10 protein-coding genes are annotated in these 12,481 nt (G+C 66.2%); 3 read left to right on the top strand and 7 right to left on the bottom strand.

From position 1 onward, the window contains the following. Window positions 1–7 precede the first annotated feature (7 nt). Window positions 8–925: a LysR substrate-binding domain-containing protein gene (locus AB6730_RS07670; RefSeq protein ID WP_371023055.1), complete on the bottom strand. Its 918-nt coding sequence runs from the start codon at window positions 923–925 to the stop codon at window positions 8–10. Window positions 926–1,049: 124 nt separating this feature from the next. Here AB6730_RS07670 and AB6730_RS07665 point away from each other — a divergent pair, with 124 nt between their 5' ends. Both AB6730_RS07665 and AB6730_RS07660 read left to right on the top strand, forming a co-directional pair. Then, the gene (locus AB6730_RS07665; RefSeq protein ID WP_371023054.1) at window positions 1,050–1,784 is read left to right on the top strand and encodes an SDR family NAD(P)-dependent oxidoreductase; all 735 of its coding nucleotides are present in this window, start codon (window positions 1,050–1,052) and stop codon (window positions 1,782–1,784) included. 7 nt (window positions 1,785–1,791) lie between these two features. After that, window positions 1,792–2,001 (top strand): 4-oxalocrotonate tautomerase family protein, encoded by a 210-nt coding sequence (locus tag AB6730_RS07660; protein ID WP_306847501.1) that lies wholly within the window; start codon window positions 1,792–1,794, stop codon window positions 1,999–2,001. A gap of 54 nt (window positions 2,002–2,055) precedes the next feature. Here the strand turns inward: AB6730_RS07660 and AB6730_RS07655 are convergent, their stop codons facing one another. The 6 genes from AB6730_RS07655 to AB6730_RS07630 all read right to left on the bottom strand — a co-directional run bounded on the left by AB6730_RS07655 (window position 2,056) and on the right by AB6730_RS07630 (window position 11,519). Continuing rightward, on the bottom strand, window positions 2,056–4,008 hold the full coding sequence (locus AB6730_RS07655) for a CocE/NonD family hydrolase (RefSeq protein ID WP_371023053.1): 1,953 nt from the start codon (window positions 4,006–4,008) through the stop codon (window positions 2,056–2,058). 10 nt (window positions 4,009–4,018) lie between these two features. Continuing rightward, window positions 4,019–7,027, bottom strand: a complete 3,009-nt coding sequence (locus AB6730_RS07650; protein ID WP_371023052.1) for a TonB-dependent receptor plug domain-containing protein — start codon at window positions 7,025–7,027, stop codon at window positions 4,019–4,021. A 92-nt stretch (window positions 7,028–7,119) separates the two neighbouring features. Continuing rightward, the gene (locus AB6730_RS07645) at window positions 7,120–7,875 is read right to left on the bottom strand and encodes a DeoR/GlpR family DNA-binding transcription regulator (RefSeq protein ID WP_371023051.1); all 756 of its coding nucleotides are present in this window, start codon (window positions 7,873–7,875) and stop codon (window positions 7,120–7,122) included. Continuing rightward, entirely contained in the window at window positions 7,865–9,478 is a 1,614-nt protein-coding gene (locus tag AB6730_RS07640; RefSeq protein ID WP_371023050.1) for an ABC transporter permease subunit, read from the bottom strand. Before AB6730_RS07640 ends, AB6730_RS07645 begins: the two co-directional genes overlap by 11 nt. A gap of 14 nt (window positions 9,479–9,492) precedes the next feature. After that, complete coding sequence (locus AB6730_RS07635; protein ID WP_371023049.1) at window positions 9,493–10,494, bottom strand: ABC transporter ATP-binding protein; 1,002 nt, start codon at window positions 10,492–10,494, stop codon at window positions 9,493–9,495. 23 nt (window positions 10,495–10,517) lie between these two features. Further along, complete coding sequence (locus AB6730_RS07630; protein ID WP_371023048.1) at window positions 10,518–11,519, bottom strand: ABC transporter substrate-binding protein; 1,002 nt, start codon at window positions 11,517–11,519, stop codon at window positions 10,518–10,520. 167 nt (window positions 11,520–11,686) lie between these two features. On the opposite strand from AB6730_RS07630, the gene hisN reads away from it, so the two are divergent. Continuing rightward, window positions 11,687–12,478, top strand: a complete 792-nt coding sequence (gene hisN, locus AB6730_RS07625) for a histidinol-phosphatase (RefSeq protein ID WP_371023047.1) — start codon at window positions 11,687–11,689, stop codon at window positions 12,476–12,478. The last annotated feature ends 3 nt before the right edge of the window (window positions 12,479–12,481 follow it).

Below are 12,481 nucleotides of genomic sequence, written 5' to 3'. Positions count from 1 at the left end.
ATAGGCCTCACCGTTTCATTGCTACCCGGTCCGTCAGGAAATCGATGAACGCGCGCACGCGTGGCGGTACGAACCGGCTGTGCGGATAGATCAGGTTATAGGGGCGGGAGCGTCCCGCCATTGCGGGCAACACCTCGACCAGGGAGCCCTCGGCGAGATCCTTCTCCACGATGAAACGGTAGGTCTGGAAGAGGCCCGCGCCCGCGCGGGCCAGGGTCACGCCGCCGAGCACGTCTTCCGACACCGTGAACGTGCTTTCCGCCTCGAATTCGACATCCTCGCCGCCGTCGCGGAACAGCCAGGGGATGCGCCGGCCGCTGCTCGGCAAGTCGAACTGGATGCACTCGTGCGAGGCCAGGTCGTCGAGCGATCGCGGCACGCGACGCGTTTCCAGATAGGCGGGGGTGGCGACCAGCACCAGCGGCGCATCTTCCAGATGACGCAGGATCAACGTGGAATCCGCCTGCGGACGCACACGGATCGCGAGGTCGAAGGCCTCGTCGGAAAAGCCGATGTTGCGGTTGCTGATGTGCAGGTCGAGGCGGACCTCGGGATGCTCGCGATGGAAGTCGGGCAGCATCGGCAGCAAACGATAGTGCGCATACGTGGTCGGCACGCTGATGCGGAGCCGTCCCGATACCTGGGCCTGCTGGCCGCTGGCGAGCCGCTCCGCGTCGGCGAACTGGGCCAGCGCCTGCCGGCATTGCTCCATGTAGACGCGGCCCGCATCCGTGAGACGGATCTGCCGGGTGCTGCGGACGAACAGGCGCACGCCGAGGCGCGCCTCCAGCCGCGAGACCGACCGGCTGACCGCCGCCGGCGTCACGCCCGCCGCCGTGGCCGCGGCGGTGAAGCCACCCAACTCGCCGGCAAGACAAAACAGCTCGATGCTGCCGAGCATCAGGTCGTCGAATTGCCTGTGCATGGATTACACCATGTAACGATTCAATTGCTCCGGATCTTATTTATGTACACAAGGCGTGGCAATAGATTGTGGATCAGCCCGGGGCCACGCCCCGGAACCCTGACCATCTTTCGGAGCAAGCACCATGAGCACCCGTCAAACCGTCATCGTCACCGGCGCCTCCAGCGGCCTCGGTTTCGCCATCGCCAAGGCCTTCCTCGACCTCGGCTACAACGTGGTCGGCAATGGCCGCAGCCAGGCCCGCCTCGACGAGGCCGCCGCCTCGCTCGGCAACCCCGACCGCTTCCTCGCCGTCGCCGGCGACATCGCCCTGCCTGAGACCGCCGAGCGCCTGTTCGACCACGCCATCGAAGCGTTCGGACAGGTGGACGTGCTGGTCAACAACGCCGGCATCTTCATCGCCAAGCCCTTCGCCGAGTACACCACCGACGAGATCGACACGCTGATCGACACCAACCTGCGCGGTTTCATCTATCCGTCCCAGGTCGCGGCGCGCCACATGTCCGCACGCAAGAGCGGCCATATCGTCAACATCACGGCGAGCCTGGGCTTGCAGCCGGACCGTAACGTGCCCTCGGCGTTGCCCGTGCTGATCAAGGGTGGCCTCAACGACGTCACGCGCGGCCTGGCGATCGAGCTGTCGCCATATAACGTCAAGGTGAGCGCGGTCGCCCCCGGCATCATCGAGACCCCGATGCACGCACCGGAAACCCATGGCTTCCTGAGCGGCTTGAACCCGATGGGCCGGCTGGGCCGCCCCGAGGACATCGCCGAAGCGGTCGTGTACCTCGTGACCAGCAAGTTCACCAACGGTGTCGTGCTGCCGGTCGACGGCGGTTCGAGCGCCGGCCGCTGGTAACGCCGCCATGCCTTACGTCAACGTTCGTATCACTCGTGAAGGCAATACGCCCGCGCAGAAGGCCCAGGTGATCGCGGAGATCACCGAAACGCTGGAGCGCGTGCTGGGCAAGTCGCCGGAACTGACCCATGTCGTGATCGACGAGGTCGCGATGGAGGACTGGGGATATCGCGGCGTGCCGACGTCGCAGTTGCGCGGTCCGAATCCCGGCACCTAGTGGACGCGACGGCCTGGACGTAACCGTCCAGGCCGTCGTCCGTATAAGCCGTGGTTACGGGTTCGCGGGAACGATGGGTAGTTCCAGGTAAGTGCCGTTCTCCCCGTCGCGAAAGATCTTCTGCGTCGCCTTGCGGTAATCGCCGGGCTTCGCGTTGAAGATGTTCGGCACGAAGGTCTGCGGGTTGCGGTCGTACAGCGGGAACCAGCTCGACTGGACCTGCACCATCACGCGGTGCCCGGGCTGGAACACGTGATTCACCGTCGGCAAGGGAAAGCGATATTCGAGCGGCTTGTCCGGAGTCAACGCCGCGGGCTTGTCGTAGCCTTCGCGATAGCGGCCACGAAAGATCTCCATGGCGACCGGCAACTGGTAGCCGCCCATCGACGGCTTTTCCTCGACCTCGTCGGGATAGACGTCGATCAGCTTCACCACCCAGTCGCTGTCCGTGCCGCTGGTGGACGCGAGCAAATGCACCAGCGGCTCGCCGGATACACCCATGGGCTTGTCGAGCACGGGCGATACATAGGTGAGCACGTCGGTACGGGTCGCGAACTGGCGCTGGTCGTCCACGAGCCATTCCGGCCAGGAATCCTCGCGATCCGCCACCCCGTGCGACCACGACTGGATCGGGCGCACGCGGTAGGGCACCGGCTTCGCCGGATCGGAAACGTATTCGTCTTCGCCCTTCGCGGGCGCCGTCGTGGCGAGGCCACCGTCGGCTTCGACGAACCAGCGCTGCATGGCCGGCGCGCAGCCGGTACGGCAGGCCGAAGGCCAGGTGTCGAGCTGGCGCCAGGTGTTCTCGCCGGTGACGAAGGCGTTCACCGGAGCGATATCCGCGTTCGGCGCATCGTCCTTCAGGTACTGGGCGAGGAAGGGGCGGAGGATCTTCTGGCGGAACGTGGTACCTGTATCGCTGCCCAGGTCGATCGCGCCGATGGTGTCGCCCTTTTCCCAGGTCTTGGCGTGACGCCACGGCCCCAGCACGAGCCACAACTTCGTGTGCCCCGGATCGCGTGGGGCGAGCGCGCGATACACCGCCATGTCGCCGTAGTTGTCTTCCTGGTCCCACAGGCTGTGCACGAGCATGGTCGGCACGGTCATCGGCTCCTTCGCCGCGACCTTGTCGATCGCCTGTTCGGACCAGAAGCTGTCGTACGCGGGGTGGGCGAGAAGCTTCTGCCAGAAGCCGAGCGTTTCCATGCCATAGGCGCGGCCGATGTCGCCAGCGGAGCCGCCACGCAGGTACAGGTCGTAGTCGTCGCGGTAGCCCGTGGTCCAGCCGATGTCGCTGCCGCGCGAGTTCACCATGCCGTAGATGTAGGGAATCATCTGCTGGCGGAACGCGCCACGGTGGAACCAGTCGTCACCCATCCAGCCGTCGATCATCGGGTTGATCGGCACGGCCACCTTGAGCGCGGGATGCGGACGGATCGTGGCGACCATCGCCTCGAAGCCGTCGTAGGAGATGCCGATGATGCCGACCTTGCCGTTCGACTCCGGCACGTGCTTCACCAGCCAGTTGACGGTGTCGTAGATGTCGGAGGATTCATCGACGGGGGTGGGGTTGCCGTGCCCGATCGGCGGCCGGTTCATGACGAAGTCGCCCTCGGAACCGTTCTTGCCGCGGATGTCCTGGATCACACGGATATAGCCGTCCTGCACGACGATGTCGGCCGGGTTGTCGTAGCCGCGCAGGGCGGGGCCCAGGTGCGGGCTGTCGCTGCGATGTCCCATGCCGTCGGCGCCATAGGGCGTGCGCGTGAGCAGGATGCCCGCGTGCGTCGTGCCCTTGGGCATGAGGATCACGGTGTGCAGTTTGACGCCGTCGCGCATCGGGATCTCGACCGTGCGGCGCACGTAGTCGAAGCCGGGATTCGTCGGCGTGAAATGGGCCGGCGTCTCCGTCGGCAGTTCTTTATAGGTCTTTTCGCCGCCGACCGCCGGAGTCGCGAGGACTCCGGCGGCGAGCGCGACGATACCCAGTCGCAGTAGTGGATGCATGGGCTTCCCGTTAGAAGTCGTAGGTGACACCGAAGCGGGCGTAACGCGGCTGGGTGTAGCTGATGACCTGCTGGTAGCCGTCGTTCACCGAGTTCTTGCTGCCCGAGACAGGGTTGGTCCGCTGCGACCGCTGCTGGTTCAGCAGGTTGAACACCGAGGCGGTGAAGGCCAGCTTGCGGTCGGCCCACAACGGACGGTACTCGAGGTTGACGTCGACCAGCTCTTCCCACGGCTCGCGGCCCTTCGCACCATAGGCCGAGGGTTCGCCGAAGCAGAAGTGGTAATAGCTGCCGTAGCCGGACGGATCGCTCTCGGCCTCACCGTAGCGGCCCAGGCACGACTTCGGCAAGCCGGACTGGATGAGCAGGTTGGCCGAGACCAGCCACTCCGGGGCGATCTGGTAGGAACCGTAGAGCTTCAACTGGTGCTTGCGATCGTTTGCGAGGTAGCCGTTGGCGTAGTTCATCAGCGTGGCGTAATCCCAGTCGCGCGAGGCCGCGACGGAACCCTGGCCGACGTCCGAACGGACCTGGCCTTCCGTGTTGCCGTAGCTGCGCGAGTACAGGTAGTCGATCTTGCCCGACCACGTGCCATCGAACGGATGCGACAGGTAGAGATCCAGTCCGTAATAGTTGCGCTTGAGGTGGCTGAAACCGAAGTCCGCGTTGGTCACCGTGACATTGGTGTAGCCGCCGGTGTTGTTGGCCAGCTGGTAGACGTTCGCGCGACCGGGATTGGACAGGTAGCAGCTGCCGACGGTCACCGCGTCGATGTCCGCGCCTTGGGCGAGGGCGGCGCGGGTGATCGCGCCGTTGTCGCAGACGTCGTCGAGCGCGTTGCGCAGCTTGCGCACCGTGGCCTTCGCGCCCGCGACCCAGTCGGCATTGAGTTGCTTGTCCATGCCGAGGATGAACTCGTCCTGGTACTCCGACTTGATGTTTTTCGCGCTGACGGTCTTGGGATCGGGCGGCTGGCCGTACTCGCCGTTGGGAGACACGGCGCCACCGGTGGCCGACTGGATGAAGGTCACGCCGGTGGGCATGCCGCTCGTGTCGATGCCCGTATAGGTGAAGTACTGGTTGGTGGCCAGCGAACCGGCCGAGGTGCGCAGCGCGACGGATGCCGGCATGGCGAGGAAGTAGCGGCCGGCGTTGCCGTAGATCTTCATGCTGGAGTCGCCGTTCACGTCCCAGCTGAAGCCCAGGCGCGGCGCCCACTGCGGCTTGGTCAGCTTCAGGTAGGGCTGGCCGGCGGGGTTGTAGTTGGTGAACTGGTCGTTGCGCAGGCCCAGCGAAAGCAGCAGGCGGTCGGTGACCTGCCAGTCGTCCATGATGTATTGCGCGCGCTGCTTCACGCGTACCGACGCCAGCGTGTTGTAGTGGCGGTAGTAGCCGTAGTAACCGGTCTGTCCACCGGGGTAGTTGCCCGGCTTGTCCACGAAGGGACTGTCGCTGATGTTGAGGTTGGGGTCCGTCTTGCCATACCACAATTCGTAACCGTCGCCACCAATCGTCGTACCGTCGTCGATGTCGTGCGAATCCTGGTTGTCGATACCGGCGGTGATCGAGTGGTCGTCGATCTTGTAGTTGAGGTCGACGCGGAGGTTGCGGTTGGTCGACTCGTGGTCCGGATTGTCGATCGTATCCAGCGTCTGCCCGTTGGTGATGGGCGTGCCACCGTTGAGCGCGGGATTCTGCTGGCTGACATTACCGATGAACGGCCCGGTGACACCCGTCGCGGGCGGCTCGTTGTAATAGGTGAGCTTGGACTTGCCGTACAGCGCGGTGAGGGTCAGGTCGTCGGTGATGTAGCTGGTGAACTTGGCGACATACACCATGGCCTTGGTCTTGTACGTGGAATCCGTGCTGGCGAAATCGCCCACGGTGTTCGTGTCGTAATCGTAGGTGTACTTGTTGCCATTGGAGCGATGGGTCTGGTTGACGCCGGTCAGCTCGAGGATGTTGCTGTCATTGATGTTCCAGTCGAGCTTGCCGTACCACTTCGGGTCTTTGTACGTGTACTTCGTGTCGTACGCGTGGTTCACGTCACCGATGCTGTTGCCCTTGCTGCGTTCCATCTCCACGGCCGCGAAGGCGTACAACTTGTCCTTGATCAACGGGCCGCCGGCATAGGCGCTGACCGTGGTGCTCCACTCGTGGTTGTCGTCGTTGCGCTGGTTGATCGTGCCCGGAGGCGCCGGGTTGTCATGGCCATAGGTGATGTTGCGCGCACTCGCGCGGGCGAAGTCCGGCTCCCAGAGCACCTGGGCGCCGAAGTGCCATTCGTTGGTGCCGCGCTTGCCGACCTGGCTGATGACGCCGCCGTCCGAACGGCCGTACATCGCGGAGTAACCGCCGCTGAGTACTTCCTGCTGGTCCACGGCGCCATAGGGCAGGGTGACACCACCGAAACCGCTGAGCGGATCGGTCGTGTTCATGCCGTTGATGTAGTACGCGTTCTCCGAGACGGCCGAACCGGCGAAGCTGACGAGGCTGCCACCGAAGGCGTTCTTGAATCCGGTATAGCCCGGCGACGCACCCGGTGCGAGCAGGGCGACGGCTTCGGCCGAACGCTGCAACGGCAGGCGGGCCATGTCGGCGGCGGTGATCACCGTGCTGGAAGCGACGGTGGCGACGTCGATCTTCGGCAGGTTGGTGGCCGACACGGTCACGCCTTCGAGCTGCTGGGCCGTGCCCGACGCCGCCTCGAACGAGACGTCGGTGGCGGCGCCCACGCGCAGGGTGACGTTGTCGCGCGAGTCGACCACATTGCCATTCGACTTCAGCGAGACCTTGTAGGTGGCCAGGGGCAGCGACTCGGCGACATAACGGCCGCGGTCATCGACGGACACCTCGCGGGTGATGCCGTTGCTGCCTTCGATGAGGACGGTTTCACCGGCGGCGACCGGCGCCTGGCCGGTGATGCGGCCAGTGGTGGCCTGGCCGAAGGCGACACCGGACAGGGATGCCGCGACCGCGGCGCATAAGAGGGTACGTCGGAAGGTGGGGCGGGGATTCATGGGGTGCTCCGGGAAAGGCGGTGTATGTGACAGGGTGGTTTCAATCGATCTAAACAAAGGGTGGATGGCGGCCTTCATGGCGCGGTGTTGTTTCAGGCATAAGCGATCTCGCCTACGGCCTTACGAATGGCGGCGATCGCGCGGGACTTTTCCGAGCGGCGGTCGGTGACCAGCACGTCGATGCGGTCCGCGGGACACCAGGCGACGCGGCTGCGTACGCCGATCTTGGAATGGTCGGCCGCGATGACGATGCGGCGTGCGTTGGCACACATTGCCCGTGCGATCTCGGCTTCCTCCATTTCGAAACTGCTCGCGCCGGCCTTGGCATCGATACCGACCGGCGAAAGAATGGTGAGGTGCGGTTGGTAACGGGCGATCTCGGCGACGGTGGCGGCACCCTGGGTGCAGCCGGTCTGCGCATTGAAGCGGCCGCCGAGCAGGTGCACCTCGTTGCCGGCCCGCGCGGCGAAGCGCGCGGCCACGTCCACGGCATTGGTGACGATGGTGAGCCCGCTACGCGTGGCGAGTGCCTCGGCCACGAGGTTCATCGTGCTGCCCGCATCCATGAAGATGGTCTGGCCACTTTCGACGAGGCTGGCCACTTTCTTGGCGATGGCGCGTTTCTCGCGCACCCGCGTGGCATGGCGCACGTCGATCGGCGGTTCGTCGCCCGTGAGCACCGCACCGCCGTGCACGCGGCGGATCTCGCCGCGCTCGGCCAGTTCGACGAGGTCGCGGCGGATCGTCTCGCGCGACACGCCCAGTTCGGTGACGATCCGCTCGACGGACACCTGGCCGCTGGTGCGCAGCAGGTCGCGAATGCGGGAATGCCGTTCTTCATGCCACATGGCGTCGGTCCTTGAGTACGTGGAGGAGGAGGCGCATGGCGCCGAGTGCGAGTGCGCTGGCAAGCACGACGCACATCGCATACGCGGCGGCTTGCGCGAGGAAACCGTTTTCGTCCAGGCGCATCACCGTGACCGAGGCGAGCCCGAGTTCGGGGGTGACCAGGAAGATCACGCCCGACAGCGTCACCATCGAGCGCATGAACAGGTAAAAGAAGGTGGATATCGCCGCCGGTGCGGCGAACGGCCATACGGCGTCGCGCAGGACGTGGAAGGTCGTGCCGCCGGATACCGCCACGGCGTCGTCCAGCGCTTCCGGCACCTGGCGCATGCCGGTCTGCATCGTGAGGAAGGCCTGCGCGTGGTAATGGAAAAGGCTGCACGCGGCCACGATCGCCACGCTTCCGTAGAGCCAGCTGGAAAGCGGTCCGTGGTTGAAGGCCAGCACGTAACCCAGGCCCAGCACGAGGCCCGGCACCGCGGCAGGCAGGGAAGCGATGAACTGCGCGGGCTTCGCGATGAAGGGCGGTGCGCGGCGTAGTCCCGCGGACAAGGCGAACACCAGCAACACGCCGGCGCATGCGGCAAGCAACGACATGGTGATCGACGTGGCCACGGGGCCGTATCCATCAGGCATGCCGCCGATGTAATTGGCGAGCGTGAGCGTGCGATCGTAGGGCCACAGCTTCACCACGCTGACATAGGCGACGGTGGCCACGACGCCCACGAGCGGCAACAACGCCAACAGCGAGATGCCGCCCAGCGCGACGTCGCGCCACGGGTGCCGCGCGGGAACCAGCGTGCGCCCCGGGCTCGCGTCGCCCGTGTCCTGCCGGCGTTTCGCCAGCCGGGCCAGCCACACCGAAAGCAGGGCGGGTGCCAGCAGCACCACGCCCAGCGTCGCGCCCATGGCGAAATCCAGTTGTCCGACCACTTCGCCGTAGATCTCCACCGCCAGCACGCGGTAGCTGCCGCCGACGACCACGGCGCTGCCGAAGTCGGTCAAGGTCTCGGTGAAGACCAGGAAAGCCGCCGCGAGCAGGGCGAAGCGAAGGCGGGGAATGGTCACGTCGAGGAACTGTCGCCAGGGCGTGGCGCCCATGGATTCGGCGGCATCGTAGTGGCGTGCCGGGGTGCGGCCCAGCGCGGCGGAAACGATGATCACCACCTGCGGCAGACCGTAGAGCGTGTTAGCGATGAGCAAGCCCCAGAAGCCGTAGATGTCGGTGGGCAGGCCGGTGAGGCGATGCACGAGCCCGTTGCGCCCGAGCAGGCAGACGAGGCCGAGCGCGAGCACGAGCGAGGGCGCGAGCATCGGCAGGAGCAGGGCGCCCCGAATCAGGGCCTTGCCGGGCAGGCGGGAACGATGCAAGGCCATCGCCAGGCACAGGCCCAGCGAAACGGTGCATAGCGTGGTGGCGAGGCCGATGGCCAGGCTGCGCGACGCGGCTCGCGGAAGCCCGGGATCGTCGAACAGGCGGCCATAGTTCGCGAGTGTCCACGCACCGTTCGCATCGGTCACGCTGCGCACGAGCACGGTCGCCAGTGGATGCAGGAAGAACACGAGCAGGCACAGCAGCGGAACCGCCAGCAGGACGATACCCATGGCGTGTCCACGGTTCACGCGCACACCCACGCGCCGCGGAGCGCATCGACGGAAACCGGCTCGCCGCGACCCAAGGCGCTACGCCCGGGCTGTTCCACCAGCAGCTTCCGTCCGCGCCAGGCGAGGGTGATGCGCGCGAGGTTGCCGAGGAAGACGGTGTCCTCGATCACGGCTTCGCCGCGCGGGTCGCTTTCGATCACGATGTCCTCGGGACGCAGGCACAACTCGTACGTGGCCCCGTCGCCCGGCGGCCGCCGTTCCAGGAAGCCGGGCATCGCCTCGCGTACGAACGCCGTCGGCAGCAGGTTGGCGCGGCCGATGAACTCGGCGACGAAGCGGGAACGCGGGCGCTCGTAGAGGTCCCGGGGGCTGCCGGTCTGTTCGATCCTGCCGCGGTTCATGCAGACGATCGTGTCCGCCATCGCCAGCGCTTCTTCCTGGTCGTGCGTCACCATGATCGTCGGGATGCCGAGCGCACGCTGGAGCAGGCGGATCTCGCTGCGCAACTGTCCGCGTATGGCGGGATCGAGCGCGGAGAGCGGTTCGTCGAGCAGGAGCATGGCCGGCTCGGTGGCGAGGGCGCGGGCCAGCGCCACGCGCTGCTGCTGGCCTCCGGAGAGCTCGTCGGGGAAGCGCGCACCGAGGCCGCCCAGCCCGACCCGTTCCAGCAGTTCACTGCAGCGCGCGGCGATCTTCGCCGGGGCGTCGCGGCGCAGGCGCATGGGGTAGCCGACATTGGCCGCGGCGGTCATGTCGGGGAACAGGGAATAGGCCTGGAAGACCAGGCCCATGCGCCGCTCGCGTGCGGGCAACGCGCTGATGTCGCGACCGCCGAGGACCACGCGTCCCGTATCCGCCGCGGTCAATCCCGCGACGATGCGCAGCAGGGTGGTCTTGCCACAGCCGCTGGGTCCGAGCAGGCAGACGAACTCGCTCTCCCCGGCGTCGAAGGAAACGCCATCGAGCACGGTATGCCCATTCCATGCCTTCGTGATGTCGTCGATCCGCAAGTGCATTCCCCAACTCCCCCGGCCGCGCGCTAGCGCGTCAGCCGCTTGTATCTGGCGATGAGCGCCGCGCGTTCGCGCGCCGCGGTGGCGAAGTCGCGCGCGGGCAGCGTCGCGACCAGGTCGGCGGGCAAGCCCTGCCGTTGTTGTTCCGCGCTAGGCACGCTGCCGGGCGCCGCGACGATTTCCTTGTAGCCGCGGTACAACGCGGCCGCTTCGGGTGACGCGGTCCAGTCGAGGAAACGCTTCGCGTCATCCGCGTGCGGAGAGCCCTTCATCAGCGCCGACGCTTCCAGTTCGTAGCCCTTGCGTCCTTCGGGTATCACCATCGTCACCGGATAACCCTGGCGGATGGATTGCATGGCCGAGAAGGCGAACGAGATGCCGATGGGGAATTCGCCGATGCGTGCGAGCTTGCACGGCGCCGAGCCGGACAAGGTGACCTGGCCGACGTTGCGCGAGATGTCGCGCAGGAGGTCCATGCCTTCGGGGTCGCGACCGGCATCCGACAGCGAAGACACGAGCATGTAGCCCGTGCCGGATGACGATGGATCGGGCATCGCCACCTGGCCCTTGTAGGCCGGCGAGGTGAGATCGCGCCAGCTGCGTGGCATCGGCAGGTGGCGCTCCGCCAGGGCTTCGCGATTGACGCATAGGGCCGCGAGGTATCCCGTGGGCGCGAACCACAGCCCATCGGTCGCGCGGAACGCCGCCGGGATGCGGTCGATGTTCGCTCCGTGCACCGGCGCGAGCAGCATGGCGATACGCGGTTCGAGCATGTCGGTGACCGCCATGCCCCAGATCGCGTCGTTGCGTGGTTCGGCCGATTCGGCAAGCAGGCGCGCGGCCAGGTCACCGCTGGACAGGCGCAGGACACGGATGTCGAGACCGGGCAGGGCCTTCTTCGCCGCACCAAGGTAGGTGGCGATCTCGTCGCTCTCCAGGGCGGAGTACACGGTGACCGTACCGGCACGGGCCACGCCACAGGCGGCGACCAGCGCGATGACGCTTCCGATATGGCGGTATGGACGCATGGCCGGCTTTCACCCTGTGACGCGGTTCGTCGAAGCTGCCCCGCGGAAGGTCCATGATGCACCAACCGTGTGGCGTTTTGGGTATATTTGCAAACCTGTGGCTTCTGCGTCCACCAGAGAATTTTCGTTTTTGTCATCATCCCGAAACATAGCCAGGAGTGTCGTTGATGGAATCGTTGTCCGCCGCTGAGCGGAAGGAGTTCGAGGCATTCGCCGCGGGTATCGCCGATAACGCGCGTGCGTTGTCCCTGCCGAGATTCCGTCGCCCTGTGGACGTGACGCTCAAGGGTGACATGAGCCCCGTGACAGCCGTGGACCGGGGCGTGGAATCGATGCTGCGCGAACGCATCGAACTAGCGTGGCCCTCGCACGGGCTGCTTGGCGAGGAGTACGGCGCGACGCGCGTGGACGCGGAATACGTCTGGTCGATCGATCCCATCGACGGCACGCGCAGCTTCATTTCGGGCTGGCCGCTCTGGGGCACCTTGTTGGCCTTGCTCCACCACGGCAAGCCGGTGCTCGGCGTGCTGGACATGCCCGTGCTGGACGAGCGCTGGATCGGGCACACGGGCGTGGGAACGACGATGAACGGGCTGCCCTGCCGTACCCGTGCATGTGAAACCCTTGCAGCCGCCACGCTCTACACGACCACGCCGGACATGTTCAGCCCCGACGAGTGGGCCCGTTTCGACCGCACGAGCCGTGCGGCGTATGCGCGCCGTTTCGGCGGCGACTGCTACGGCTACGGCATGTTGGCGGCGGGTCATATCGACGCCGTGGTCGAGGCCAACCTCATGCCGTACGACTATCTCGCCATCGCACCAGTGGTCGAAGCCGCCGGGGGCGTCATGACCGACTGGGAAGGCCGCGCGCTCGGCCTCGATAGTGGCGGTCGCGTCGTCGCCGCGGCCACGCCCGCCTTGCATGCGGCACTCATCGAATCGCTGGCCAGGGACTGATAC

The sequence above is a fragment of the Luteibacter sp. RCC_6_2 genome (assembly GCF_041360655.1).
GTDB lineage: Bacteria > Pseudomonadota > Gammaproteobacteria > Xanthomonadales > Rhodanobacteraceae > Luteibacter.
The sequence above is the reverse complement of the archived record's forward strand: the minus strand, read 5'-3'. Positions and strand labels throughout refer to the sequence as shown.